Origin of the sequence: Sphingopyxis sp. NFH-91 (assembly GCF_021401285.1) — a bacterium.
Classification (GTDB): Bacteria; Pseudomonadota; Alphaproteobacteria; order Sphingomonadales; family Sphingomonadaceae; genus Sphingopyxis; species Sphingopyxis terrae_A.
The window spans coordinates 15,957-39,496 of sequence record NZ_JACBGA010000002.1; the positions used below are offsets into that span (position 1 = coordinate 15,957).

The 23,540-nt window shown below is 65.6% G+C and carries 30 protein-coding genes and 1 tRNA gene; 21 read left to right on the forward strand and 10 right to left on the reverse strand.

Annotation, left to right across the window (positions count from 1 at the left end; genetic code table 11):
• Positions 1–16 precede the first annotated feature (16 nt).
• A complete protein-coding gene (locus L0963_RS05005; protein WP_186402241.1) occupies positions 17–598 on the forward strand; it encodes a hypothetical protein in 582 nt (193 codons plus the stop codon).
• Here L0963_RS05005 and L0963_RS05010 read toward each other — a convergent pair.
• Together L0963_RS05010 and L0963_RS05015 are read right to left on the reverse strand one after the other, a co-directional pair.
• Positions 583–1,599 (reverse strand): aldo/keto reductase, encoded by a 1,017-nt coding sequence (locus L0963_RS05010; protein WP_062902672.1) that lies wholly within the window; start codon positions 1,597–1,599, stop codon positions 583–585. The genes L0963_RS05005 and L0963_RS05010 overlap by 16 nt on opposite strands.
• Before the next feature lie 67 nt (positions 1,600–1,666).
• On the reverse strand, positions 1,667–2,257 hold the full coding sequence (locus tag L0963_RS05015; protein WP_186402240.1) for a LysE family translocator: 591 nt from the start codon (positions 2,255–2,257) through the stop codon (positions 1,667–1,669).
• Positions 2,258–2,331: 74 nt separating this feature from the next.
• Between L0963_RS05015 and L0963_RS05020 the strand changes: the two genes are divergently transcribed.
• Positions 2,332–2,784: an Lrp/AsnC family transcriptional regulator gene (locus L0963_RS05020; RefSeq protein ID WP_186402239.1), complete on the forward strand. Its 453-nt coding sequence runs from the start codon at positions 2,332–2,334 to the stop codon at positions 2,782–2,784.
• Between the two features lie 49 nt (positions 2,785–2,833).
• Positions 2,834–3,820, forward strand: coding sequence for an LLM class flavin-dependent oxidoreductase (locus L0963_RS05025; protein ID WP_234178629.1), 987 nt, complete (start codon positions 2,834–2,836; stop codon positions 3,818–3,820).
• Here the strand turns inward: L0963_RS05025 and L0963_RS05030 are convergent, their stop codons facing one another.
• Positions 3,821–4,744 carry a cation diffusion facilitator family transporter gene (locus L0963_RS05030; protein ID WP_234178630.1) on the reverse strand — a complete coding sequence of 308 codons (924 nt, stop codon included), beginning with the start codon at positions 4,742–4,744 and terminating at the stop codon, positions 3,821–3,823.
• Complete coding sequence (locus tag L0963_RS05035; RefSeq protein WP_234178631.1) at positions 4,741–5,169, reverse strand: hypothetical protein; 429 nt, start codon at positions 5,167–5,169, stop codon at positions 4,741–4,743. Before L0963_RS05035 ends, L0963_RS05030 begins: the two co-directional genes overlap by 4 nt.
• A 172-nt stretch (positions 5,170–5,341) precedes the next feature.
• Here L0963_RS05035 and L0963_RS05040 point away from each other — a divergent pair, with 172 nt between their 5' ends.
• The 6 genes from L0963_RS05040 to queE all read left to right on the forward strand — a co-directional run bounded on the left by L0963_RS05040 (position 5,342) and on the right by queE (position 10,421).
• Complete coding sequence (locus L0963_RS05040) at positions 5,342–6,529, forward strand: aspartate aminotransferase family protein (protein WP_062902667.1); 1,188 nt, start codon at positions 5,342–5,344, stop codon at positions 6,527–6,529.
• Positions 6,526–7,464 carry an ornithine carbamoyltransferase gene (gene argF / locus L0963_RS05045; RefSeq protein WP_217372365.1) on the forward strand — a complete coding sequence of 313 codons (939 nt, stop codon included), beginning with the start codon at positions 6,526–6,528 and terminating at the stop codon, positions 7,462–7,464. Before L0963_RS05040 ends, argF begins: the two co-directional genes overlap by 4 nt.
• Positions 7,461–8,375, forward strand: coding sequence for an Hsp33 family molecular chaperone HslO (hslO, locus tag L0963_RS05050; RefSeq protein WP_186402233.1), 915 nt, complete (start codon positions 7,461–7,463; stop codon positions 8,373–8,375). The genes argF and hslO overlap by 4 nt, the downstream gene beginning before the upstream one ends.
• A gap of 160 nt (positions 8,376–8,535) precedes the next feature.
• A complete protein-coding gene (locus tag L0963_RS05055; RefSeq protein ID WP_234178632.1) occupies positions 8,536–8,907 on the forward strand; it encodes a hypothetical protein in 372 nt (123 codons plus the stop codon).
• 185 nt (positions 8,908–9,092) lie between these two features.
• Positions 9,093–9,785 carry a 7-cyano-7-deazaguanine synthase QueC gene (gene queC / locus L0963_RS05060; protein ID WP_062903239.1) on the forward strand — a complete coding sequence of 231 codons (693 nt, stop codon included), beginning with the start codon at positions 9,093–9,095 and terminating at the stop codon, positions 9,783–9,785.
• 3 nt (positions 9,786–9,788) lie between these two features.
• Positions 9,789–10,421: a 7-carboxy-7-deazaguanine synthase gene (queE, locus tag L0963_RS05065; RefSeq protein ID WP_234178633.1), complete on the forward strand. Its 633-nt coding sequence runs from the start codon at positions 9,789–9,791 to the stop codon at positions 10,419–10,421.
• A 21-nt stretch (positions 10,422–10,442) separates the two neighbouring features.
• On the opposite strand, the gene L0963_RS05070 is transcribed toward queE, so the two are convergent.
• On the reverse strand, positions 10,443–10,772 hold the full coding sequence (locus L0963_RS05070; RefSeq protein WP_217372364.1) for a hypothetical protein: 330 nt from the start codon (positions 10,770–10,772) through the stop codon (positions 10,443–10,445).
• A gap of 9 nt (positions 10,773–10,781) precedes the next feature.
• Positions 10,782–11,435: a lipoyl(octanoyl) transferase LipB gene (lipB, locus tag L0963_RS05075; protein ID WP_234178635.1), complete on the reverse strand. Its 654-nt coding sequence runs from the start codon at positions 11,433–11,435 to the stop codon at positions 10,782–10,784.
• 128 nt (positions 11,436–11,563) lie between these two features.
• On the opposite strand from lipB, the gene L0963_RS05080 reads away from it, so the two are divergent.
• Positions 11,564–12,307, forward strand: a complete 744-nt coding sequence (locus L0963_RS05080; RefSeq protein WP_234178637.1) for a hypothetical protein — start codon at positions 11,564–11,566, stop codon at positions 12,305–12,307.
• A gap of 25 nt (positions 12,308–12,332) precedes the next feature.
• Positions 12,333–13,193, forward strand: a complete 861-nt coding sequence (locus L0963_RS05085) for a hypothetical protein (protein WP_186402231.1) — start codon at positions 12,333–12,335, stop codon at positions 13,191–13,193.
• 60 nt (positions 13,194–13,253) lie between these two features.
• Here the strand turns inward: L0963_RS05085 and hemF are convergent, their stop codons facing one another.
• Entirely contained in the window at positions 13,254–14,114 is an 861-nt protein-coding gene (gene hemF / locus L0963_RS05090) for an oxygen-dependent coproporphyrinogen oxidase (protein WP_234178639.1), read from the reverse strand.
• The gene (locus tag L0963_RS05095) at positions 14,111–14,569 is read right to left on the reverse strand and encodes a tRNA (cytidine(34)-2'-O)-methyltransferase (RefSeq protein ID WP_062902659.1); all 459 of its coding nucleotides are present in this window, start codon (positions 14,567–14,569) and stop codon (positions 14,111–14,113) included. The genes hemF and L0963_RS05095 overlap by 4 nt, the downstream gene beginning before the upstream one ends.
• 214 nt (positions 14,570–14,783) lie before the next feature.
• On the opposite strand from L0963_RS05095, the gene petA reads away from it, so the two are divergent.
• The 5 genes from petA to L0963_RS05120 are packed head-to-tail and all read left to right on the forward strand — an operon-like array spanning position 14,784 to position 18,492.
• Positions 14,784–15,341 (forward strand): ubiquinol-cytochrome c reductase iron-sulfur subunit, encoded by a 558-nt coding sequence (gene petA / locus L0963_RS05100; RefSeq protein ID WP_003050479.1) that lies wholly within the window; start codon positions 14,784–14,786, stop codon positions 15,339–15,341.
• 13 nt (positions 15,342–15,354) lie between these two features.
• Positions 15,355–16,638 carry a cytochrome b gene (locus tag L0963_RS05105; protein ID WP_062902658.1) on the forward strand — a complete coding sequence of 428 codons (1,284 nt, stop codon included), beginning with the start codon at positions 15,355–15,357 and terminating at the stop codon, positions 16,636–16,638.
• Positions 16,639–16,669: 31 nt separating this feature from the next.
• The gene (locus L0963_RS05110; protein ID WP_003050484.1) at positions 16,670–17,482 is read left to right on the forward strand and encodes a cytochrome c1; all 813 of its coding nucleotides are present in this window, start codon (positions 16,670–16,672) and stop codon (positions 17,480–17,482) included.
• Between the two features lie 37 nt (positions 17,483–17,519).
• Complete coding sequence (locus L0963_RS05115) at positions 17,520–18,074, forward strand: adenine phosphoribosyltransferase (protein WP_186402228.1); 555 nt, start codon at positions 17,520–17,522, stop codon at positions 18,072–18,074.
• Between the two features lie 46 nt (positions 18,075–18,120).
• Entirely contained in the window at positions 18,121–18,492 is a 372-nt protein-coding gene (locus tag L0963_RS05120) for a hypothetical protein (protein ID WP_234178641.1), read from the forward strand.
• A gap of 108 nt (positions 18,493–18,600) precedes the next feature.
• Here the strand turns inward: L0963_RS05120 and L0963_RS05125 are convergent, their stop codons facing one another.
• The gene (locus L0963_RS05125) at positions 18,601–19,371 is read right to left on the reverse strand and encodes a DUF1134 domain-containing protein (RefSeq protein WP_062902656.1); all 771 of its coding nucleotides are present in this window, start codon (positions 19,369–19,371) and stop codon (positions 18,601–18,603) included.
• Between the two features lie 238 nt (positions 19,372–19,609).
• On the opposite strand from L0963_RS05125, the gene L0963_RS05130 reads away from it, so the two are divergent.
• From L0963_RS05130 to L0963_RS05150, 5 genes are all read left to right on the forward strand, one after another.
• A tRNA-Ser gene (locus tag L0963_RS05130) sits at positions 19,610–19,699 on the forward strand.
• Positions 19,700–19,840: 141 nt separating this feature from the next.
• Positions 19,841–20,482 (forward strand): PepSY-associated TM helix domain-containing protein, encoded by a 642-nt coding sequence (locus L0963_RS05135; RefSeq protein ID WP_217372349.1) that lies wholly within the window; start codon positions 19,841–19,843, stop codon positions 20,480–20,482.
• 9 nt (positions 20,483–20,491) lie between these two features.
• Positions 20,492–21,022, forward strand: a complete 531-nt coding sequence (locus L0963_RS05140; RefSeq protein ID WP_234178644.1) for a DUF2271 domain-containing protein — start codon at positions 20,492–20,494, stop codon at positions 21,020–21,022.
• Between the two features lie 17 nt (positions 21,023–21,039).
• The gene (locus L0963_RS05145) at positions 21,040–21,870 is read left to right on the forward strand and encodes a DUF4198 domain-containing protein (protein WP_234178646.1); all 831 of its coding nucleotides are present in this window, start codon (positions 21,040–21,042) and stop codon (positions 21,868–21,870) included.
• Between the two features lie 11 nt (positions 21,871–21,881).
• Positions 21,882–22,829, forward strand: a complete 948-nt coding sequence (locus tag L0963_RS05150) for an FAD:protein FMN transferase (protein WP_234178648.1) — start codon at positions 21,882–21,884, stop codon at positions 22,827–22,829.
• 13 nt (positions 22,830–22,842) lie between these two features.
• On the opposite strand, the gene L0963_RS05155 is transcribed toward L0963_RS05150, so the two are convergent.
• A complete protein-coding gene (locus L0963_RS05155) occupies positions 22,843–23,526 on the reverse strand; it encodes a Fe2+-dependent dioxygenase (protein ID WP_062902651.1) in 684 nt (227 codons plus the stop codon).
• Between the last annotated feature and the right edge of the window lie 14 nt (positions 23,527–23,540).

The window sequence follows — 23,540 nt, forward strand, 5'->3', positions numbered from 1 at the left end:
CGCCGCCGATGATGCGATGAGGGTTCATTTCATTCGGTCGGGCGAGCGGCGTTACGCGATGCGGATCGATCGCGCGTCGGCGCCGGCCCTGGTGATGGATCCCGCGCCGGGTTTCGATCCCGACTTGCCGCACGACATGGTGCATTTTGTCGCCGAAGCGCTTCTCGGGTTGAAAGGCGGCGTGTTCGGCCAGATTGCGGCGGGCGGGGATGCCGGGTCCTTTCATATCGGCGCCCCGGAAGGCGCCGATGCCAGGACCCATCGCCGCGCGGCGCGCAAACAGGCAGCGAAGGGTGCAGCGCTGATGAAGGGGCAGGGGCGCGAAGGCGAACTGTCCGAGCTCGCCGCTTTCCTGTTCGACATCGGTTGGCGCAGCCGGACCCGTTCGGACAGCGCGTCGCAGCGCGCGGCGGTGGACGAGGCTGCGCGCGTGCGCACAACGCTCAGCAGCGACGAGCGCGCGCGGATCGACGCTGTCCAAGCCGACGTGTTTGCTGCCTTCGATACGGTGTCGAAGGCATGGCGGGGCTTACGGTGTGGGGAGGCGCTCGTCCTCGAATGGCCGACGCTTCGCCGTGTCGATCACCCCATCGGGTAGAGGATGTCCTTGCCGACGCGGTCGAGCGTTTTCATCAGCGCGGCGTCGAGCACCAGCTCCTTTGCGGCGAGGATCGGTTCGAGCTGGTCGTAGCCGCTGACGCCGACGATGGTCGAGGCGACGAAGTCATGCTGCTTCGACCAGGCGGTCGCCATCGTCACCGGGTCGATGCCGGCCTCGGCGGCGATCGCGAGATAGCGTTCGGTGGCGGCGAGCGACTTGTCGTTGACGAAGCGTCGGCCCATTGCGGCCTGCCGCCCCTCCATCGCCAGATAGCGGGAGAAGCGCGCGCCTTCGGGCGTCGCGCCGCCCTGATACTTGCCCGACAGGACGCCGCCGGCGAGCGGCGAATAGGGGATCAGGCTGACGCCCTCCTGGCGGCAGACCTGCGCCAGCTCGTCCTCGAAGCGGCGGTTGTTGAGGCTGAAATTATTCTGGATCGTGTGATAACGGGCGACCCCCAGCTTTTCCGACGCCGCGAGCGATTTCATGAGGCCCCAGCTCGTCTCGTTCGAGCAGCCGAGGATGCGTACCTTGCCTTCGCGGACCAGCTCGTCGAGCGCGTCCATGATCTCGTCATAGGGCGCGTCATGGTCGGGCCAGTGCGTCTGGTAGAGGTCGACATAGTCGGTCTGCAGTCGCGTCAGGCTTGCTTCGATGGCGGTGCGGATGTTGTGGCGGTCGAGCGCGGTCATGCCGCCGCGGCACGGCGATTTGAACCAGACATGGCTCGGTCCCGAGACCTTGGTCGCGAGGATGATTGCGTCGCGGTTCTTGGTCTTGAGCCAGCGACCGACGATCTCCTCGGTGCGGCCGACCCATTTGATGTCCGGCGGTACCGGATAGCCTTCGGCGGTGTCGTAGAAATTGATCCCCTCGTCGAAGCAGCGGTCGAGGATGCGCAGCGCCTCGGCCTCGTCGGTCTGGCTGCCGAAAGTCATCGTGCCCATGCAGATGTCGGTGACGTGGATGGCGCTCTGGCCCAGGCGGCGCGTTTTCATGGGGCGGATCTCCGGTCTCGAGAGGGGTAGCTGGCCCGTGCATAGGTTGCGGATCGCAACCTTGCAATCAGATCAGCAACGCGAGCGATCCGACGAGCAGCGCCGCCATCGTCCAGTTGAAGGCGCGCAGCCGTGCGGGCGATGACAGCCAGCCGCGCAGCGAAACGCCCATCACCGCCCACAGGCTGGTCGAGGGCAGGTTGATGACGCCGAAAATCGCGGCGACGAGCAGGACCGCGGCGATATTGCGATCGGGCGCATAGAGCGCGATCGCGGTCAGCGCCATCGACCAGGCCTTGGGATTGACCCACTGGAACAGCACCGCCTGCCCGAAGCTCATCGGTCTGCCGCGCAGGCTGTCGCCGCCGCTCGGCGCGCCGGCGTTGGCCATCTTCCACGCCAGCCACAGCAGATAGGCGACGCTCACGACCTTGAGGATGAGGTTCAACACCGGAAACAGGTCGAACAGGCCCATCAGCCCGACGCCGACGAGGACGATCATGAGCGTGAAGCCGAACCCCACGCCGAGCGCATGCGGCGCGGTGCGGCGCAGTCCGAAATTGGCGCCCGAAGCCATCAGCATCATGTTGTTCGGCCCCGGCGTGATCGACGAGACGAGGGCAAAGGCGGCAAGCGCGGCGAAGGTGGTCTGTTGCATGCCGCGCAACATAAGGGCGAAACTGTCCCGGCGGGTTGCAAATTTGGGCGTCAATGTGATAAGTTTTGCAACTTATGGCTGGACTGGATCAGATTGACCGCAAGATATTGCGCGAACTTGCGAGCGAGGGGCGAATCTCCAACATCGAGCTCGCCGACCGCGTCGGGCTGTCGCCCTCGGCGTGTCTGCGCCGCGTGCAGGAACTCGAGCGCAGCGGGGTCATCAAGGGCTATCGCGCGGTGGTCGATCCGGCGAAACTGGGGCTGACCTTTCTGGCCTATGTGACCGTCGGCCTGTCGTCGCACACGAAGAAGTCGCAGAGCGATTTCGAAGCGGCGATGGCGCTCGCACCCGAAGTGCGCGAATGCCACAATATTACCGGGACGATCGAATATCTGCTACGCGTCGAGACGCAGGATCTGGCGGCGTACAAGCATTTCCATACCGAAGTGCTCGGCGTGCTGCCGCAGGTCCATTCGATCACCACCTATGTGCTGATGGATTCGCCGAAGGACGAGCGGGCTTGATCGAGGGTAACGCCTTGAACCTCATCGTCCGCCACCGCATATCGGTTTCATGCTGAAACTGTCCTTCCTCGATCTCGTCCCCGTCACCGACACGGGCACGATCGCCCAGTCGCTCGCCAATGCCGCCGATCTTGCCCGCCATGCCGAAGCGCTCGGCTATGCGCGTTACTGGGTGGCCGAGCATCACGGGATGGCGGGGATCGCGAGTGCGGCGACGTCGGTGGTACTCGCGCATATCGGGCAGGCGACGTCGACCATCCGGATCGGCGCCGGCGGAATCATGCTGCCCAATCATGCGCCGATGGTGATCGCCGAACAATTCGGGACGCTGGAGGCGCTGTTTCCCGGCCGCATCGACCTGGGCCTTGGCCGCGCGCCGGGATCGGACGGCCGCGTCGCGCAGGCGCTGCGCCGCAATCTTGCGAGCGACGAGCGCCAGTTTCCGCAGGATGTGGTCGAATTGCAGGCCTTCCTTGCCGGGGACGACCGGCTGGGTATCCGCGCGGTGCCGGGCGAGGGGACGAATGTGCCGCTGTGGATCCTGGGGTCGAGCCTGTTCGGCGCGCAGCTCGCGGCGATGCTCGGGCTGCCCTATGCCTTTGCCAGTCATTTCGCGCCCGACGCGCTCGACGAGGCGCTCGACATCTATCGCCGCCAGTTCCGGCCCTCGGAGCAGCTGGCCGAGCCCTACGCCGCCGCCGCGTTCAACGTCTTCGCCGCCGACACGCGCAAGGAGGCCGAATTGCTCGCCTCGTCGCAGCAGCAGGCGTTCGTCGCGCTGCGCACCGGCAATCCGGGCAAGATGAAGCCGCCGCTGGCGGGTTACAAGGACAGCCTTCCGCCCAATGCGCGCGCGATCCTCGACCATGTGCTGCAATGTTCGGCGGTCGGCACGGTCGACGACATCGCCGCGGGCCTAGAGAGTTTTGCCGCGCGCACCGGCGCCGACGAGGTGATCGTCGCGTCGTCGATGTACGACCATGTCGCGCGCAAGCGCTCGCTCGCCATCGCGATCGAGGCGGCGAAGCGCCTCTGATCAGGCGGGCGGATCGCTCGGTTCGGGACGGAAGCTCAGACTGGCGAGGCGCCACGCCGCGTCGTCGCCCATCAGGTCGGCGGCGGTCGGCACGTCGGCGGGCGAAGGGCAATCGACCTCGGCATCGATATAGCGGCCCGTTTCGCGCAGCCGCACGCTGACATCGCCATAGCGGGCCTTGAGCGCCGCGATCAGATCCTCGGCATCGTCGGACAGTTCGTTCGAGGCCAGTTTGCGCGGCGTCCCGTCGAGCAGTTCGGCGACCGCCTGATCGAGCGCGCCGATCGCGTCCTTGACGATCGACAGCGCGATGAACAGCGCTGCCGTCGCATCGGCCCACCACCAGCCGAGACCGATGCCGACGATGCCCGCGATGCCCGCCAGCCCGGTCTGCCAATCGGCCTTTTGCATCAGCGCGTCGGTGTGCAGCACCTTGTCCTTGATGCGTTCGGCAACGGGCTGCTTGATCCGGCCGAGGATGATCGGCGGGACGATCGAATAGACCAGCGCCGCGATCATCAGCCAGCCGAGCCAGACCGTTTGGCCGAAGAGGTTGACGCCGCCGACGGTGGGATGTTCGCGGCGGATGAGCGTGGTGATGCTTTCATAGGACAGGAAGGCACCGACCGAGAGCAGCGCGGTTGCCGCGATCAGAAAGGCCAGGCTGTTGCCCCGCCGATAGCCGAAGGGAAAGCGCCGGTTCGGATCGCGGCGTTCCCATCGCGCCGCGAGCAGGAAGACGATCGCGGGCACCAGGCTCAGAAAATCTTCGATCACCGCCGATTTCATCGCCTGGCTGGCGCCCATCGTCAGCCACATCAGCACGATCACGCTGCTCATCCAGAAGAGCGTCCACCATTCGAGCCGTTCGCCGCGCCGGACGTCGGCGGCGATGACGGGATCAATACCGCCGTGGACGGTCATCGCCGCGACTCTGCGACCATGCGGTCGGTAGCGAGGACGAGGGCATTTTCTCCATTGCGGCGCGCAATGCGCAGGACGGGCGTGTCGGCATCGTCGGGCTCGCCATGCGTCAGCGGCTTCGACAGCGCGATTTCGGTCTTCCACGGCGAGGCCTCGGCGAAATGGCCGACCACCGCATCGACATCGCCTTCTTCAAGCATGTGGAGGGCGTGCTCGCCATGCGCCTCGACGCGCGCGAGGGTTGCGCCATGCGCCGCAGCGTAGCGACCGAGCAGGGCGAGCGCGGGCGCGGCGTCGGGTGTCGCGGGAAGGACGATGACGCGCATCGTGCCGGTGCGGGAAATGCGTTCGCTGGTGCCGCCGGCATCGCGCGGCATGGCGTCGCATGCGGCGAGCAGCAGGGGCAGCAACAGGAGCGCGGGCATCTTTCGCATCATTGGGCGAACGCGGATCAAAGGGCTTGGTTGCATCGAACAGGACAGGGTCAGGCGCCGTGTTGACGCGCCTCTGGCGGCGGCGGTATAGGGGCGGCCCGTGCAAGGGCGGCCCGCTTTGGGGTCGCCTTTTTACTTTAGGCTTTTTGGAAAGGTGCCCGATATGTCGATCACGCCGCTGATGCCCGTTTACCCCCGGTGCGGTGTGCGTCCGGTGCGAGGCGAGGGCGCCTATCTGATCGGCGAGCGCGGCGAGCGTTATCTCGATTTCGCGAGCGGCATCGCGGTCAACCTCCTCGGTCACGGCCATCCGCATCTGACGAAGGCGATCCAGGATCAGGCGGCGACGCTGATGCATGTGTCGAACCTTTACGGCAGCCCGCAGGGTGAAGCCTTTGCGCAGCGGCTGGTCGACAATACGTTCGCCGATACGGTGTTCTTCACCAATTCGGGCGCCGAGGCGGTCGAATGTGCGATCAAGACCGCGCGCGCCTATCATTCAAGCGCGGGCAATGCGCACAAGCACACGCTCATCACCTTCAACAATGCGTTTCATGGGCGCACGCTCGGCACGATTTCGGCGACCAATCAGGAAAAGCTGCGCAAGGGCTTCGACCCGTTGCTTCCGGGCTTTGCCTATGCGCCCTTCGACGATCTCAACGCCGCGCTCGATCTGGTCGACGACAGCACGGCGGGCTTCCTGCTCGAACCCGTGCAGGGCGAAGGCGGTATCCGCCCGGCGTCGCAACCCTTTCTGCAGGGGCTGCGCGACATCTGCAACGAACGCGACCTGATGCTGGTGTTCGACGAGGTCCAGTGCGGCGTCGCGCGCACCGGATCGCTCTATGCCCATGAACAGTTCGGCGTCGCGCCCGACATCATGGCGACCGCAAAGGGCATCGGCGGCGGCTTCCCGCTCGGCGCCTGCCTTGCCACCGAAAAGGCGGCGCGCGGCATGGTCATCGGCACGCACGGATCGACCTATGGCGGCAATCCGCTGGCGATGGCGGCGGGGCAGGCGGTGTTCGACGTCATCCTGGAGGATGGCTTCATGGATCAGGTCAAGGCGACGGGCGAGCGGCTGCGCGGCGCGCTCGAACAGCTTATCCCCAATCACGATCATCTGTTCGAAAGCATCCGCGGCATGGGCCTGATGCTCGGCATCAAGATGAAGTCCGACAGCCGTGCCTTCGTCGCGCATCTGCGCGACAACCACGGACTGCTGACGGTCGCGGCGGGCGACAATGTCGTGCGCATCCTGCCGCCGCTGAACATCGAACAGGGTCATATCGACGAATGTATCGAGAAACTGTCGGCGGGGGCGGCGAGCTACACGCCGCCGGAAGCATGAGCGCACCCGCGCTGCGGCATTTCCTGAACCTGTCCGACGCGGGCGGGGATGCCATCGCGGCGATGCTTGCCGACGCGATCGACCGCAAGACGGCGCGCGCAGCCTGGCCCAAGGGCCGGGTCGATGCCGACGCGCCGCTTGCGGGCCATGTGCTGGCGATGATCTTCGAGAAGAATTCGACCCGCACGCGCGCGTCGTTCGACATGGCGATCCGCCAGCTCGGCGGCAGCGCGATGGTGATGGAAGCGGGGTCGATGCAGATCGGCCGCGGCGAAACCATCGCCGATACGGCGCGCGTCCTGTCGCGCTATGTCGATGCGATCATGATCCGCACCGATGATCATGCGAAGATCGAGGAGCTGGCCGAACATGCCAGCGTCCCCGTGATCAACGGGCTGACCGACCTGTCGCACCCGTGCCAGATCGTTGCCGACCTGCTGACGATCGTCGAGGGCGGCAAGGCCTTGCCCGGCCTTGAGCTCGCGTGGCTTGGCGATGGCAATAATGTGCTCGCCTCGCTGATCGAGGCGGCGGGGCTGTTCGGCTTCAATGTTCGCGCCGGGGTACCGCAAGGCTACGACCCCGACATGCGCTTCGTCGAGGCGGCCCGCGCACAGGGCGCGCGCATCGACATCCTGCGCGACGCGGCCGAGGCGGTCGCGGGCGCCGATATCGTCGTCACCGATACCTGGGTGTCGATGGGGCAGGAGCATGCCCACAACAAACTGGCCGCAATGGCGCCCTATCAGGTCGATGAGCGATTGATGGGCAAGGCGAAGGGCGATGCGCTCTTCCTCCACTGCCTGCCCGCTCATCGCGGCGAAGAGGTGGTCGATGCGGTGATCGACGGCGCGCAGTCGCGCGTGTGGGACGAGGCGGAAAACCGCGTCCATGCACAGAAATCGGTTCTTTTGTGGGCGTTGGGGAAATTGTGAGCGAGACGCGCGAAACCTGGTTCGACGAACCCCTGATCTTCACCATCGCCGAGCGGCATGTCCGCGGCCGCTTCGTGCGGCTGGGGCCGGTGCTCAACCGCATCATGGCGGCGCACAGCTATCCGCCGGTGATGGAAAAGCTGCTCGCCGAGGCGCTGGTGCTGACCGTGCTGCTCGGTTCGACGCTCAAGGACGATGAAAGCCAGATGACGCTGCAGGCGCAAACCGGCGGCGGTCCCGTCGATCTGCTCGTCTGCGATTATCGCGCTGGCGAGCTGCGTGGCTATCTGAAGTTCGATGCCGAACGACTGGCCGAGGTCGGCCCCGATCCGACGCTGTTCGGTCTGTTCGGCGAGGGTTTTCTGGCGATCACCTTCGATCAGGCGGTGAGCGGCGAGCGCTGGCAGGGGATCGTCCCGCTCGAAGGATCGTCGATCGCCGATGCCGCCGAACATTATTTCGAGCAGTCCGAGCAGATACCGAGCCTCGTCCGCCTTTGCGCGCGGCACGACGCTGAGCTCGGCTGTGTCGCCGGCGGGCTGCTGCTGCAGCATCTGCCCGACGGCGAGGTCGGGCGCGACCGGATCGAAGCGCGCGCCGATCATCCCGAATGGGACCATGCGCGCACGATTGCGGCGACGCTGAAGGACGAGGAACTGACCGACGCCGCGGCCTCGCTCGAGACGTTGGCGTGGCGGCTGTTCCACGAAGAGGAAGTGCGCGTCGAACCCGGCGTGGCGGTGTCGCGCGGCTGCCGCTGCAACATCGACCATTATGCGCGGGTGCTGGCACAGTTTCCCGAAGCCGAACGGCAGGAAATGGCCGACGAAGAGGGGATCATCCAGGTCGATTGCGCCTTTTGTTCGCGGTTGTTCCCCGTCCCGCTCGCCGAGATCGCGACCCGCCACTGACGCACGGGCCGTCGATGAAGCGAGGCATGCGTGCGCTGAATGGTTGAAATATGCGGGTTCGATGATTAGGTGATGCGCGGGGTCGTTGCCGTTCCACACGGAACGGCCGGTGGACAAGGTGCAAATGACGATCTTCTCTCCCATGTTTCGCATATCGGCGATGGCGCTTGCCCTGACCGGAGCGGCGAGCGCGGTGCCTGCGCAGGCGCCGACGCTGGCCATGCTCGACCGGCTGGAAAAGGGCAGTTGGCAGCTGCGCGAGCGCGGCACGGATGCGGTACTCCAGACCGTATGTCTGGGTGACGCGCGCCGCCTGATCCAGGTCTATCATCCGCGCGCGACCTGCTCGCGCTATGTGATCGAGGATACGCCGACATCGGTGACGGTGCATTACACCTGCCCCGGCGCCGGGCATGGCCGCACCACGATCCGCAGCGAAACGAACCGCCTCGTTCAGATCGACACGCAGGGGATCGCCGACGGCAAGCCCTTCTCGCAGGCGATCGAGGCGCGCCGCGCCGGCGGCTGCTGAAACAAACCTTTTGTTAACCATCCTTCGCTAGAAGGGGGATTGCGACACGCCGATGTGTGTCCTTCTCCCTAACGGCATTCATGCCGCACTGGGCCGCTCGTCGAACGACGCGCGGCCCATTTTCTTTGGTGCGCCGCACAAATCGCGGTCTTGCGCGAAGCGCGGCGCGGGCGTATCGCGCCGCGATGCAGGATCTTTCCGGAAAAACGGTGATCGTCCTTCTGTCGGGCGGTCTGGACTCGATGGTTTGCGCAGGACTGGCGCGCGAGGCGGGGGCACGGATCGTTGCACTGACCGTCGATTACAACCAGCGGCACCGCGTCGAGCTGGACTCGGCGGCGCGGATTGCGACGGCGGTGGGCGCGGCCGAGCATATCGTGCTGCCGCTCGATCTGCGGCGCTTCGGCGGGTCGGCGCTGACCGCCGACATCGATGTGCCCAAGGACGGCGTGTGCGAGGATATTCCCGTCACCTATGTTCCCGCGCGCAACCTGATCTTCCTGTCGCTGACGCTCGGCCTCGCCGAAGCGCGGCGGTCGCAGGACATCTTCATCGGCGTCAACGCGCTCGACTATTCAGGCTATCCCGATTGCCGCCCCGAATTCATCGCGGGCTTCCAGCATCTCGCGCAGCTCGCGACGCGCGACGGCGACAAGGGGGTCGATTTTGTGATCCATGCGCCGCTGCAGCATATGACCAAGGCCGACATCGCGGCCGAGGCGGCGCGGCTCGGCATGGATGCGGGGATGAGCTGGTCCTGTTACGACCCGACGCCCGAGGGACTGCATTGCGGCCTGTGTGACAGCTGCCGCCTGCGCCGCAAGGGCTTCGCCGACGCCGGGCTCGCCGACCCGACGCGCTACGCAGTCGAGGCCTGACCCATGACCTATGCGGTCAAGGAAATATTCCTGACGCTGCAGGGCGAGGGGGCGCAGGCCGGACGGCGCGCGGTCTTCTGCCGCTTTGCGGGTTGCAACCTGTGGACGGGGCGCGAGCAGGACCGCGCCAGGGCGATCTGCAAATTCTGCGACACCGATTTCGTCGGCACCGACGGGACGCTGGGCGGCAAATATGCCGATGCTGCGGCGCTGGCGGAGCGGATTGGCGAAACATGGGGGGCGGCGCAAGGGGGCCGCTATGTCGTGCTCACCGGCGGCGAGCCGATGTTGCAGGTCGACGATGCGCTGATCGAGGCGCTGCATGGCGAGGGCTTCACCGTCGCGATCGAAAGCAACGGTACGCTGCCGGTGCCGCGGCTGATCGACTGGATCTGTATCAGTCCCAAGGCAGGCAGCGAACTGGTCCAGACGAGCGGCGACGAACTCAAGCTGGTGTGGCCGCAGCCGGGAAGCGATGTCGAACGGCTCGCAGAACTCGATTTTGCGCATCGGCTGATCCAGCCGCTCGACGATGCCAATGCCGCGGACAATGTCCGGAACTGTATCGATCTGGTGATGCGCGATCCGCGCTGGCGCCTGTCGCTCCAGACGCACAAGACGCTGGGGCTGCGCTGAGCGAAGAGGCTCGCGACCGCCCTACTGGCTGTCGACCTGGGCCTTCTTTGCCGCCGGAGCGGGAACGGCGTCGGGATTGTCGCTCTGATCCGCGGGCGCTGCATCGCTGCTGCTGCTGTCGGCGCTTTCGTCGTCGGCCTTGCTGTCGGCCTTTTTCATATTGTCGCTCGGTACGCTCGTGTCGACCGCGGTGCCGTCGCTCGCCGCATTGTCGAGGACGATCATCGAGTCGCTGATCGCGCCGGGTTCGACCTCGACCGCGTCGAGCTTGGTCGTGGTCTTGCTGCCTTCGCTGCCTCCGCAGGCGGCGAGCGACAGGGTGAGGAGCGAGGTGAGGATGATCCGCGTCATGTGCCGGTCCTAATCGCTGGCCGCGAGCTTGTCGAGAAAGGCCGGAAGGGCGTCGACGAGCGCGGCGTCGACCGCGGCGAAATCAGCGGGGCGACCAAGCTCCGCCAGGCTCGTCACCGGAAATTCGGCGATGCCGCATGGTACGATGCCGCCGAAATGCGTCATGTCGGGCGCGACGTTGAGCGAAAAGCCGTGGAGCGTCACCCAGCGCCGGACGCGGACGCCGATCGCGCCGATCTTGGCCTCGCGGCCGTCGCGGTCATCGGTCCAGATGCCGATCCGCCCCTCGGCGCGGCGCGATTCGACGCCGAGCCGCGCGAGCGCGTCGATCACCCAGCCTTCGAGCGCATGGACATAGGCGCGCACGTCGCGCCCGCGCTGCGCGAGGTCGAGTTGAACATAGCCGACGCGCTGGCCGGGGCCATGATAAGTGTAGCGCCCGCCGCGGCCCGCGTCATAGACCGGAAAGCGCGGGTCGAGCAGCTCAGCGGGGTCGGCGCTAGTCCCGGCGGTATAGAGCGGCGGATGTTCGAGCAGCCAGATGCGCTCGCCCGCCGTGCCTGCACGGATCGCGGCGGCGCGCGCCTCCATATCGACAAGCGCGGCGGGAAAATCGACAAGGCCGGGCGAAACGGTCCATTCGGGAGGCGGGAGCGCGGACATCGCGCGGCTTCTGCCCCGCGCGGGCGCGAAGCGCAAGGGGGCGGCACCCGCACCGAACGGGGCTGGACTTTGGCTGCGAAGCCAGTCAGGTTCAGCGCCAATCCGAAGCGATAAATGACGGGGTATCAATGGCAAAATTCGATATGGGCGCGGCGTGGGACGATGCCATTCAGCTTCTGAAGGCGCACCGCCCGCTCACCGGCACCATCGCGGCGGTTTTCCTTTTCCTGCCGGCGCTTGCGGTGGCCTGGTTCGGCCCGGCGCCGATCGAGCCGCCCGCCGAAGCGACGATCGACCAGCTGACCGCAGCAATGCGGCAGAATATCCTTCAGATGCTGCCGTATCAGATCGGCGTTGCGCTGTTCACCATGTTCGGGACAGTGGCGATCATGCGGCTGTGGCTGTCGCGGTCGAGCACCAGCGTCGGCGAGGCGCTGGGCTTTGCCGCCTCGATGCTGCTCACCATCGTGGCGGTGCAGATATTGACCGGCCTGATGCTGGGCGTCGGCTTTCTGCTGCTCATCATTCCGGGGCTTTATCTGATCGGGCGGCTCGCTTTCGTCGCGCCGCTGGTCGCCGACCGCGCGATCCGCAATCCGGTCGAGGTGATCGCGACGAGCTGGCAGATGACGCGCGGCAATGGCTGGCGCATTTTCCTCTTCCTGTTTCTCGTCACGCTGGTCGTCATCATCGCCGCCTCGCTGGTGGGCGGGCTCGTCGGCATGATCGGCGGCGCGGGCAGCGTCGGCAAGATGCTCGGCGGGTTGGTCGAAGCGGGCTTCGGGCTCGTCGCGACGATGGTCTCGATCGCGATTTCGGCGGCCGCCTATCGGCAGCTGGCGACAACCCAGGCGGGAGATATTTTCGCCTGACCATGTCCAACAGGGGAGAATGGATGTGAATAATATCAGCATCAGTCAGGCCTGGTCCTATGCGACCAGCTTTTTCAGCGGCCGTGCCGCCGAGCATGCCATCGCGCTGATCGGCGTCGGCATCGCGGTGCCGCTGATCCTGCAACTCGCGCTCGGCGGCGGCATGGCCGCCTTCGATCCGGCGCGGATGACGAGCGGGGCAGGGGCTTTCGCCGCGTTCAGCGGTTTTGCGATGCTGCTGGGCCTGGTCAATTACATCCTCCAGACGGGCAGCTATTTTGCTTCGTGGCGGTTGGGCTTTAGCGACGGTCAGGAAAATGTCGGGGGGGCCCTCGGCTATGGGCTGGTCGCCGCGCTGCCCGTGCTGCTTTTCACGGCGGCGATCCTCTTCGTGATCGGCATCATCGGTTTTCTGCTCTTCGGCGGCGCCTTTGCGCCGGCGCTGCTTAGCGGCCGCCAGCCGAGCGAATCGGCGCTGGCAGGGATGGGCTTCGCGATGTTGATCCTCGTGCCGCTGTTCCTGCTGTTCATCGTCTGGCTCGCGGCGCGGCTGTGCTGCACCGGGCCGATCATGGCCGACAAGCGGACCTTCAACGTCCTGACCGGCCTGTCCGAATCGTGGCGGATCACCGGCGCGGCGCAGTGGAAGATCTTTGCCTATTTCATCCTGCTGGGCATCGCCTTCCTGGTGATCGCGATGATCCTTGGCGCGGTGGTCGGCTTTTCGGTTTTTGCGAGCGGCGGGATGCCGGGCGCGGGATCGATGGTCGGCCTGATCGTCGGCAGCATCGTGATGAGCATTCCCGTCGCCTATCTGCAGGTCGGGATTCCGGCGGGCATCTACCGCGCGCTCGGGCCCGTCGATGCGGGCAGCGTATTCGCCTGATCGACGGTCAATATCGCAAGATTCAGGGGCGCCCGCAGCCGACGCGGCGCCCCTTTTTCGTCAGCTCCATTTGGCGAGCGGCGGCAGGCTCATCAGGATCGCGTCGATATTGCCGCCGGTCTTGAGCCCGAACAGCGTGCCGCGGTCGTAGACGAGGTTGAATTCGGCGTAGCGACCGCGCCACACCAGTTGCTCCTCGCGCTCGGCTTCGGTGAAGGGCTGGTTCATCCGGCGCCGCACGATCTGAGGGAAGATGTCGAGGAAGGCCTCGCCCACGGCGCGGGTGAACTCGAAATTGCGGTCGAAGCCTGCATCGTCGGCGCATTCGAGATGATCGTAGAAGATCCCTCCGACGCCGCGATGGACGCCGCGATGCGGGATATAGAAATAATCCTCCGCCCATTTCGAATAGCGGGCATAGGCATCGGGACCGAAGGGCGCACAGGCGGCGCGCAGCCGCGCATGAAAGGCGTCGGTGTCCTCGGCATAGGGGATGGGCGGGTTGAGGTCGGCGCCGCCGCCGAACCAGCGCTTCGTCGTCGCGAGAAAGCGGGTGTTCATATGCACCGCCGGAACATGCGGATTGGCCATATGCGCGACGAGGCTGATGCCGGTGGCGAAGAAGCGCGGGTCGCTTTCGGCGCCGTTGATCGACTGGGCGAAATCGGGCGCGAACTCGCCCGCGACGGTCGAAACATTGACCCCGACTTTCTCGAAAACCTGGCCGGTCATCACCCCGCGCACGCCGCCGCCGCCTTCGCCCGCCGCAATACCCTCGGCCTCGCGGTCCCACGGCGTATAGGTAAAGCGCGCGTCGCTGCCCGCCTCGACCTCGATCGCCTCGAACGCGGCGCAGATCCGGTCGCGCAGCGACTCGAACCAGTCGCGCGCCGCCTGTTGCTGGGGATCGAGCGAAATCATGACGCAAAGCCTTTCGTCTGCCGGAGTGCCTCGGCCAGCGCGATGCCAGCCGCGACCGCGACATTCAAGGACCGAAAGCCCGGCCGCATCGGAATCGCGACCCGCGCCGCCGCGGCGGCATGGACATGCGCGGGGACGCCCGACGACTCCGCGCCGAGCAGCAGCACGTCGCCCTCTTGAAACACGAAATCGGGCAGGGCGGTCGCGCCCGCGGTGGTCATCAGCACCAGCCGCCCGCCTTCGGCCCGGTTCCAGTCGCCGAAGCCCGCCCAATCGGCGTGCCGCTGCACATTGGCGCGCACGGCATAATCCATTCCGGCGCGGCGCAGTGCCTGGTCGGAAAAAGGAAAGCCGCACGGTTCGATGATGTGCGCGCGCGCGCCGAGACAGGCCGCGGTTCGCAGGATGGTGCCGACGTTACCGGCGATGTCGGGCTGAAACAGGGCGATTTGCATCGCTCCGCCTTAGCTTCGCGCGCCTGCGGAATCGAGAGGGGGCAACATAGCGGTCACAAAGCGGAAATTGCCTGTTGGCAAGGCTGTTGTGTGCGGCTATCAGGCCCGCAATTCCCGGAGGGGCCGCCGGGATTTGCGACGCTTTGCGCGCGTAAAACGGGGTGGCCAGTTTTCCGAGAACCATTGTCAGTTCACCCAGCGCAAGGGCAATCGAATGGCCAGTGAATCCAATCTCAACGCCGGCATCGAGGATGGCGTGCGGCGCCGGGACTTCATCAATATCGCGGCGGTCAGCTTCGCGGGTGTTGGTGCGGCCACCGTCGTTTTGCCGCTGGTGAACCAGATGAATCCGTCGGCGGACGTGCTGGCGCTGTCGTCGACCGAAATCGACATTTCCGCGATCCAGTCGGGTCAGGCGATCAAGACGAGCTGGCGCAAGCAGCCGGTGTTCGTCCGCAACCTGACGCCCGTCGAAATCGCCGAGGCGAAGAAGGTGCCACTGAGCGATCTGCGCGATCCGCAGACGCTCGACGAGCGCACCAAGCCCGGCAAGGAAAACTGGCTGATCACGCTAGGCGTCTGCACCCACTTGGGCTGCGTGCCGCTCGGCGCCGCCGAGGGCGAGCCGCGCGGCGATTATGGTGGCTATTTCTGCCCGTGCCACGGTTCGCACTACGACACCGCGGCGCGTATCCGCAAAGGCCCGGCGCCGAAGAATCTGTTCGTGCCGCCTTATGAATTCAACAGCGACACCGTCGTGACGATCGGCTGAGGAGCGAGATAAGATGAGCTTTCCCTGGGCCAAGAACTATGAACCCCAGCAGCCGCTGATGAAGTGGCTCGACGCGAAGCTGCCGCTGCCGCGTCTCGTTTATAATGCGATCGGGGCCGGCTATCCGGTGCCGCGCAACCTCAACTATTTCTGGAACTTCGGCGTCCTCGCCGGGGCCGCGCTCGCGATCCAGATCATCACCGGCATCGTGCTGGCGATGCATTATGCCGCCAATGCGGGCGTCGCGTTCAACTCGGTCGAGCATATCATGCGCGACGTGAACGCCGGCTGGTTCCTGCGCTACGCGCACATGAACGGCGCGAGCATGTTCTTCATCGTCGTCTATCTGCACATCTTCCGCGGCCTTTATTACGGTTCGTACAAGGCGCCGCGCGAAATGGTGTGGCTGCTCGGCGTCGTGATCTTCCTCCTGATGATGGCGACCGCCTTCATGGGCTATGTCCTTCCCTGGGGCCAGATGAGCTTCTGGGGCGCGCAGGTGATCACCGGCTTCTTCTCGGCGATACCCGCCGTGGGCGAACCGATCCGCGTCTGGCTGCTCGGCGGTTTTGCGCCGGACAACGCCGCGCTCAACCGCTTCTTCTCGCTCCACTATCTGCTGCCCTTCGTGATCGCGGGCGTCATCATCCTGCACATCTGGGCGCTGCATATCCCGGGCTCGTCGAACCCGACCGGTATCGAGGTGAAGGACGAACAGGACACCGTCCCCTTCCATCCCTATTACACCGCGAAGGACGGTTTCGGCCTCGGCGTGTTCCTGATGATCTTCGTCGCGCTGACCTTCTTCAGCCCGAACCTGCTCGGTCACCCGGACAATTATATCCCGGCGAATCCGCTTTCGACGCCGGCGCACATCGTTCCCGAATGGTATTTCTGGCCGTTCTACGCGATCCTGCGCGCCTTCACCTTCAACTTCCTGTGGATCGATGCGAAGCTGTGGGGCGTCATCGCGATGTTCGCGGCGATCGCGCTGCTCTTCTTCCTGCCGTGGCTCGACAGCTCGCCGGTGAAGTCGTCGAACTATCGTCCGCTCAACCGCATCTTCTTCTGGATCCTCGTCGTCGACGTGTTCATCCTGGGCTATTGCGGCAAGAGCCCGGCGGAGCAGCCCTATGTGATCCTCAGCCAGCTGTGCGCGGCCTATTATTTTGCGCACTTCCTGATCATCCTGCCGATCATCTCGCGGATCGAACGGCCGCTTCCGATGCCGAATTCGATCACCGAGGCGGTCCTCGCCAAGAATGCCGACGCGTCGTCGGCCCCGGCAACGGCCTGAGCGCCGGACTTTTATAGGAGCTGATACAGCCATGGTTCGTCCGCTCGGATTTCTCGTCGGCCTGGGTTTCATCCTGGCGCTGCTGTGCGCGATCTTCACCACGCCGCTCTCGAACGAGCCCAACGCGGTGCATGAATTCCACAAGCACCCGCGCCACCTCGCGCTCGCCAGCGACGGCATGTTCCCGCATTGGGACAAGGCCCAGCTGCAGCGCGGGATGCAGGTGTACAAGGAAGTATGCTCGGCCTGTCACAGCCTGAATCTCGTCGCGTTCCGCGACATCGCCGAACTCGGCTATACCGAGGGTCAGGTGAAGAGCTTTGCCAAAAGCTATGACAATATCCCGTCGATCAACCCCGACACGGGCGAGCCGGCGACCCGCACCGGCCTGCCGTCGGATCACTTCCCGGCGCCCTATGCGAACGAAACCGCGGCGCGCGCGGCGAACAACAATGCGCTGCCGCCCGATCTTTCGCTGATCACCAAGGCGCGCGAAGACGGCAAGAATTACGTCTATTCGCTGATCACCGGCTTCCAGAACCCGCCGGCGAACCTGCCGAAGGAACTGCAGCCGGCGACCGGCCTGCACTACAACCCCTATTTCGCGAACCTCAACCTCGCGATGGCACCGCCGCTGGCCGATGGTCAGGTGACCTTCGCGGACGGTTCGCCGAACGACCTTAAGAGCATGGCAAAGGACGTGACCGCCTTCCTTGTGTGGACGGCAGAACCCAAGCTGGTGAAGCGCGTGTGGACCGGCTGGGCCGTGTTCCTCTACCTTCTGATCTTCACCATCCTTGCCTATCTGTCGTACCGGAACATCTGGGCCGGCAAGGAACATTGAGGATTGGGGACGCGGGCATAGCGAAGGGCGGTCGAGGATGATCGCCCTTCCGCCGCGTCCCGACCTCGACCTTTCGGGGCTGGTGCGCACGATCCCCGATTTCCCGAAACCCGGGATCCAGTTTCGCGACATCACGACATTGATCGGCGACGCGGCGGGCTTTTCCGAAAGCGTCCGCCGCCTGGCAGACCGCGCGGCCCGCTATCGCCCCGACCTGATCGTGGCGATAGAGGCGCGCGGTTTTCTGTTCGGCGCGGCGATGGCGACCGCGCTCGGTATCGGGCTGGTGCCGGTGCGCAAAGCCGGCAAGCTGCCCGGCGTGACCATCGGCGTCGACTATGAACTGGAATATGGCACCGACCGGCTCGAGCTGCACGAAGGCGCCGTCACCGAGGGCCACCGCGTCGTGCTGGTCGATGATCTGCTCGCCACCGGCGGGACCATTCTCGCGACCGCCGAATTGATGCGCAGCGTCGGCGCCGACGTCGCTGCGGCGCTGTTCGTCATCGACCTTCCCGACCTCGGCGGCTCGCAGCGGCTCGAGGCCGCGGGCCTTGCGTGCGAAACGCTGATCGCCTTCGACGGCGATTGAGGTGCGGCGGAGTTGAAGTGGTCAGTGGACGGATCATAGGCTGTTGATGATGCCGATGAATGTGAGACGCTACGGGGAGAGGTCGCGCTACCGGATTGGTTCGGCAGCGCTTGTAGCAATTACTGGCGTTGCTTTAGCGTCGGCAAATATCGGCATTCCCGCGTGGTTTATCTTTCTCGTTGCAGTCGTTGCCGGGATTGCCCTGACGATAATGACTTATTATCGCCTTCGCGATGCGAAGCTATCCACTGCGTGGTTGCTTTTGATGATCCTCCAGTTTGGCATCGGACCAACATGGCATCTTTCGGATCATGTAGCTTTCAACATCGGCGGATCAATCATCAGCTTGGTGCCAGTGATATTCGGATGGATCGTGCCCCGAGAGGCGGATCAAAAGATTGAGCTAGAGTCTGCTTAAGGGCCGATTCCAGTCATATCCCACCGCGCCGCAACGCGGCTTCCCTTCAAAGAAAAAGGCCCGCGTCCGGAGACGCGGGCCCATCGCCCTTTGGGGGTGGCGGATGCTTCAGAAGGGCACCCAGCTCTGCTTTTTGCGGAATTTCATATAGCCGATATTGGCGCCGAGCCGCGCGCCGACGCCGACGCGGATCGGGATGAGGACTACGTCGCCGCGCCGCAGATAGCTCGCATTGAAGCCGCCAATGAGATAGGCGGCGCCTTCGCCCGCCGGATAACGTTTGTAGAGATCCTCGCTGTCGAACAGATTGTAGACCAGCACGAAGGTGTTGCCGGCATTGGCGCCCGCGTCGAAGCCGATCGAGGGACCGGTCCAGTAGACGGGGCGTTCACCCTCGATCTTGTGGTACAGTGTGCCCGATCCGTAGCGCAGCCCGATACCAAGCGCGCCGCCAGCTTCGCGGCCGACGATATAAGCGTTGGGCTCGCCCTGCTTCTTCAGAATATCTTCGATGAGGCCGGCGAGGCCCTGCGCGCCCTTGCCGAAGACGCCTTCGGCGGCGCCGATCAGATCGTCTTCCTTGTATGTGGTGCCATCGGCGGCCGTCGTTCCCGTTGCAGGCGCAGCGGTGGTCGTGCTCGCGTCGGGCGAGGTGACCGAATATTGTTCGGCACCGGTCGCAAGGTCGCTGTCGAGCGACGGGTCGCTGGTCGTCGTGGCGGGGGGGGGAGGCGGCGGGGGCGCCGGATTGTTGAGGTCAGAATCGATCGCCGTATTGGGATCGACCGATGTCATCTGTGCGTGCGCCGCCGGCCCGGCGAGCATCAGCCCGATCGAGGCGAGAGCCGCAACGGCAAGATTGGTGAGCGCATTCCGCATATAATCCCCCAAAAATCGGCGGCTTCGGGCGCCGCAAGCCGGGTTAACCATGACTCATCCTGTCGGCGCGGCAATGAACGGGCGATGACTTGAGTCGATTTTGCGCCGGACCGAATCATTTCCACCGACCAATAGGGGAATAAGTGACAAAAAGGCCAATGTTAGGCGTTGCGGGGCGGGATCGGTCTGGCTATAGCGCCCGCTCAGGCCAACCTGCCGTTCGCGCGGCAGACCATGCGGAGACGTGGGTGAGTGGCTGAAACCAACGCTTTGCTAAAGCGTCGTACGGGGAACCGTACCGAGGGTTCGAATCCCTCCGTCTCCGCCACCTCTTCCTTCCATCTGTCTCGAGCAGCTCGCGGCGGTCGCCCGCGGCTGCGGGCATGCGCGCAAATTTCGCCCGCTTATCTATTGTAAATGCGAATCGTTCGCGATAGTGAGGGCCAAATTTCAAGGGCCTCTCTCCTCCATGCACGCACCGACCCCAACGCGCACGCCGACCAAGAAGAGCCGCCGCGCCTTCTGGCTCAAACAGCTTCACATGTGGCACTGGATGAGCTCGGCTATCAGCCTGATCGGGCTGCTGTTGTTCGCGATCACCGGTTTCACGCTGAACCATGCCGCCGATATAGAGGGGGCACCGCGCGTCGCCGAGCGTAGCGCGCAATTGCCGGCGCCGCTGCTCGAAGCGCTGGCGGCGGCGGACCCGGCGGACGGCAAGAGGACGCTCCCCGCGCCGGTTGCGGCGTGGGTCGAGGCGAATTTTCCGGTCCGTGCGGGCGAAGCCGAATGGTCCGCCGACGAGGTCTACATGGCCGCGCCGCGTCCCGGCGGCGATGCCTGGGTCGCGATCGATCGCGCGACGGGCGCCGCCACCGCGGAAATCACCGACCGCGGCTGGATTTCCTATCTCAACGATCTGCACAAAGGGCGCAATTCGGGCGGCGCGTGGAGCCTGTTCATCGACATATTCGCCTTTGCCTGCCTGGTGTTCGCGCTGACCGGGCTTGTGCTGCTTCAGCTTCATTCGGCCAAGCGCAAGAGCACCTGGCCGCTCGTCGGCGCGGGGGTGGCGATCCCCGCCACCATCGCGATCCTCTTCATCCATTAAGGAGATGCCATGCAAACCGAGTTTCGATCCGTCCTGACCGGCGCCTCGCTGGGGCTGGGCGCGGCGCTGTCGGCGCCGGCGCTCGCCGCCGATCCGGGGATGATGGAGGTCAGCGTCACTATCCCGCAGATCAAGGTCGCCGAATATCATCGGCCCTATGTCGCCATCTGGGTAGAGAAGGCCGGCGCGCCCGCGAGGACCGTCGCGATCTGGTACGACCATGACATGAAGAATAACGAGGGCACCAAATGGCTGCGCGACGTGCGGCAGTGGTGGCGCGCCTCGGGCCGTTCGATGCGTTTTCCGGCCAATGGCGTGACGGGTGCGACGCGCGCGCCGGGCACGCACAGGATATCCTTCAGCCGCGCGCAGCTCGGCGCGCAGGCGTCCGGCGACTATGTCCTGGTGATCGAGGCTGCGCGCGAAGTCGGCGGGCGCGAGTTGCTGCGCATTCCGTTCCGCTGGCCCGCCAAGGCCGGCGCCGGGGGGCGCGCGGTGGGCAAGGCCGAACTTGGCACCGTTTCGATTTCCTTCCGTTGATCAAGAGAGGACCGATCATGAAGACCCGATTGCTGATCGCCGCGAGTGCCGCGCTGGCCCTTTTCGCCGCAGCGCCCGCGCAGGCGCACCGCCAATGGATGCTGCCGTCCTCGACCGTGCTGTCGGGCGACGATGCGTGGGTGACGGTTGATGCCGCCGTTTCGAACGACCTGTTCTATTTCGAGCATCAGCCGCTGCGGCTCGACGCGATGAAGGCATGGGCGCCCGACGGCAGCGAAGCGCCGATCGCGAACAAGGCGACCGGCCGCTATCGCAGCACCTTCGACGTGCATCTGACGCAGAAGGGGACGTGGCGCATCGCCTCGGTCGCCGACATGCTGATGGGCAGCTATGATCTGGACGGCAAGACCGAACGCCTGCCGCGCGGGACGACGGCGGCCAATCTGGCCGAGCGCCTGCCCGCCGGGGCGACCAATGTGCGAACCGCCGAGGCGAACAACCGCAACGAGATTTTCGTGACGTTGGGTGAGCCGACGACGACGCTGTTCGCCCCGACCGGCAAGGGGATCGAGCTGGTGCCGGTGACGCACCCAAATGATCTGTTCGCGGGCGAAACCGCGACCTTTCAGTTCCTGCTCGACGGCAAGCCCGCGGCGGGCCTGCCCGTCACGGTGATCCCGGGCGGTATCCGCTACCGCGACCAGCTGGGCCAGATGGTCCTCAAGACCGGTGCTGACGGCAAGGTCGCGATCAGCTGGCTCGAACCGGGTATGTACTGGCTCAACGTCACCACGCCGCAGGCGGAGCGCGAAGAGGGCGCGGGCGGCCCGCCGCCGCTTGCCCGCCGCGCAAGCTATGTGACGACGCTCGAGGTCATGGCGCCCTGACCGACCGGATATTGATCCCCCGGGCGCTGACGCCCGCCGCCTTTGCGGCGCGCCGTCCGGGGGTGCCGGTCCGGAGCTTTTCGGGACGGACAATGGGCACAAGCTGGTCGTTGCAGGCGGTCGACGCACCGGCGTCGGCGGGCGAAAGCGTCCGGCGCGCGCTCGATCGCGTCGTGCGGCAGATGAGCCAGTGGGAAGCGGAATCGGACCTGTCGCGCCTGAACCGCGCGCCCGCGGGGGAATGGCACGCGATCCCGCCTGAATTTGCGCGCGTGATGGCTGCGGCGACCGCGATCGCCGAAGCGAGCGGCGGCGCGTTCAATCCGGCGCTGGGTCTGCTGACCGAACGCTGGGGCTTCGGTGCGGCGGGGCCGGTCGCTGCGGTGCCCGAGATCGCACCGCCCGATGCGCCGCCTGACATTGCCTTCGATGCCGCGGCGGCGCGCGTCCGGCGCGGGACGGGGGCGGCGCTCGACCTGTCGGGGATCGCCAAGGGATTCGGCGCCGATCTTGCTGCCGAGCAGCTGCTCGCGAGCGGGGTGCGCCATTTCCTGATCGAAGTCGGGGGCGAATTGCGCGGCGAGGGGCTGCAGCCCGACGCACAGCCCTGGTGGGTCGATGTCGAGCCGCCGCCCGGCCAGTCGCTCGCGCCCTGGCGGCTCGCGCTGCACGACCTGTCGGTCGCGACCTCGGGCAATTACCGGCGCGGCTTTACCGACGGCTGCCGCCATTATTCGCACAGCTTCGATCCGCGCAGCGGGCGCCCGCTCGTCAACGGCGTGGCGTCGGTGACGGTGGTGCATCGCAGCTGCATGATCGCCGACGGCTGGGCGACCGCGCTCACCGTCGTTGGTCCTGAGCAGGGCATGGCGCTTGCCGATGCGCAGGGTCTTGCGATACAGATGATCGCGGACGGCCGCGAATATGTCTCGCGTGAGTGGCGCGCGATGCTGGATTAGGAACGCCAGGCCTTCAGGCGTCGGCCCATTGGCGCAGCAGATTGTGATAGACGCCGGTCAGACGGACGACGGTCGGATCGCCCTGACCCATTGCCGCGGCAGCGCCCTGAACCCCCAGGTCGAGGTCGAACAGCAGGTTGCGCTGCGCCTGATCGCGGATCATCGACTGGATCCACATGAAACTGGCGACACGGACGCCGCCCGTGACCGGTTCGACGCGGTGAACGGTGCTCGACGGATAGAGGATGAGGTGGCCGGCGGGGAGCTTGACGCCGGGCGCATCGGCCATGCCGTCGATGACCAGGCCTCCGCCTTCATAGCTGTCTGGGTCGGCCAGAAACAGCGTCGCCGACAGATCGCTGCGAATCCGGAAATCGGTGCCGCGGCGCATCCGCACGGCATTGTCGATATGATCGCCGAACGCCTCGCCGCCCGAATAGCGGTTGAAGAAAGGCGGATAGATTTTGAGCGGCAGCGCCGCCGCCATGAACAGCGGCGAGCGGCCGAGCGCGTCGATCACCATCCGGCCCGCCTCGACCGCCGCGTCGCCGAATTCGGGAAGCTGCTGGTTGCGCTTCGCCAGTGCCGCCTGCGGTCCCGATGTCTCGTTGCCGTCGATCCAGTCGGCGCGGTCGAGGATGGTGCGGAGCGCCTTGACGCCCTCGGCATCGATGAGGTCGGGAATGATGCGGATCATGCGCGTTACTAAGC

Bases quoted from the DNA above. Each gene is read 5' to 3' on its own strand.
- L0963_RS05105 (WP_062902658.1), top strand. From the start codon at position 15,355: ATGAGCTTTCCCTGGGCCAAGAACTATGAACCCCAGCAGCCGCTGATG.
- hemF (WP_234178639.1), bottom strand. From the start codon at position 14,114: ATGATTTCGCTCGATCCCCAGCAACAGGCGGCGCGCGACTGGTTCGAG.
- L0963_RS05010 (WP_062902672.1), bottom strand. From the start codon at position 1,599: ATGAAAACGCGCCGCCTGGGCCAGAGCGCCATCCACGTCACCGACATC.
- L0963_RS05035 (WP_234178631.1), bottom strand. From the start codon at position 5,169: ATGCCCGCGCTCCTGTTGCTGCCCCTGCTGCTCGCCGCATGCGACGCC.
- L0963_RS05055 (WP_234178632.1), top strand. From the start codon at position 8,536: ATGGCGCTTGCCCTGACCGGAGCGGCGAGCGCGGTGCCTGCGCAGGCG.
- L0963_RS05115 (WP_186402228.1), top strand. From the start codon at position 17,520: ATGATCGCCCTTCCGCCGCGTCCCGACCTCGACCTTTCGGGGCTGGTG.
- L0963_RS05020 (WP_186402239.1), top strand. From the start codon at position 2,332: ATGGCTGGACTGGATCAGATTGACCGCAAGATATTGCGCGAACTTGCG.
- argF (WP_217372365.1), top strand. From the start codon at position 6,526: ATGAGCGCACCCGCGCTGCGGCATTTCCTGAACCTGTCCGACGCGGGC.
- L0963_RS05145 (WP_234178646.1), top strand. From the start codon at position 21,040: ATGAAGACCCGATTGCTGATCGCCGCGAGTGCCGCGCTGGCCCTTTTC.
- L0963_RS05120 (WP_234178641.1), top strand. From the start codon at position 18,121: ATGATGCCGATGAATGTGAGACGCTACGGGGAGAGGTCGCGCTACCGG.
- lipB (WP_234178635.1), bottom strand. From the start codon at position 11,435: ATGTCCGCGCTCCCGCCTCCCGAATGGACCGTTTCGCCCGGCCTTGTC.
- L0963_RS05155 (WP_062902651.1), bottom strand. From the start codon at position 23,526: ATGATCCGCATCATTCCCGACCTCATCGATGCCGAGGGCGTCAAGGCG.
- L0963_RS05005 (WP_186402241.1), top strand. From the start codon at position 17: ATGAGGGTTCATTTCATTCGGTCGGGCGAGCGGCGTTACGCGATGCGG.
- L0963_RS05015 (WP_186402240.1), bottom strand. From the start codon at position 2,257: ATGCAACAGACCACCTTCGCCGCGCTTGCCGCCTTTGCCCTCGTCTCG.
- L0963_RS05025 (WP_234178629.1), top strand. From the start codon at position 2,834: ATGCTGAAACTGTCCTTCCTCGATCTCGTCCCCGTCACCGACACGGGC.
- L0963_RS05135 (WP_217372349.1), top strand. From the start codon at position 19,841: ATGCACGCACCGACCCCAACGCGCACGCCGACCAAGAAGAGCCGCCGC.
- queE (WP_234178633.1), top strand. From the start codon at position 9,789: ATGACCTATGCGGTCAAGGAAATATTCCTGACGCTGCAGGGCGAGGGG.
- L0963_RS05070 (WP_217372364.1), bottom strand. From the start codon at position 10,772: ATGACGCGGATCATCCTCACCTCGCTCCTCACCCTGTCGCTCGCCGCC.
- L0963_RS05040 (WP_062902667.1), top strand. From the start codon at position 5,342: ATGTCGATCACGCCGCTGATGCCCGTTTACCCCCGGTGCGGTGTGCGT.
- L0963_RS05140 (WP_234178644.1), top strand. From the start codon at position 20,492: ATGCAAACCGAGTTTCGATCCGTCCTGACCGGCGCCTCGCTGGGGCTG.
- L0963_RS05125 (WP_062902656.1), bottom strand. From the start codon at position 19,371: ATGCGGAATGCGCTCACCAATCTTGCCGTTGCGGCTCTCGCCTCGATC.
- L0963_RS05030 (WP_234178630.1), bottom strand. From the start codon at position 4,744: ATGACCGTCCACGGCGGTATTGATCCCGTCATCGCCGCCGACGTCCGG.
- queC (WP_062903239.1), top strand. From the start codon at position 9,093: ATGCAGGATCTTTCCGGAAAAACGGTGATCGTCCTTCTGTCGGGCGGT.
- L0963_RS05080 (WP_234178637.1), top strand. From the start codon at position 11,564: ATGGCAAAATTCGATATGGGCGCGGCGTGGGACGATGCCATTCAGCTT.
- L0963_RS05095 (WP_062902659.1), bottom strand. From the start codon at position 14,569: ATGCAAATCGCCCTGTTTCAGCCCGACATCGCCGGTAACGTCGGCACC.
- petA (WP_003050479.1), top strand. From the start codon at position 14,784: ATGGCCAGTGAATCCAATCTCAACGCCGGCATCGAGGATGGCGTGCGG.
- L0963_RS05110 (WP_003050484.1), top strand. From the start codon at position 16,670: ATGGTTCGTCCGCTCGGATTTCTCGTCGGCCTGGGTTTCATCCTGGCG.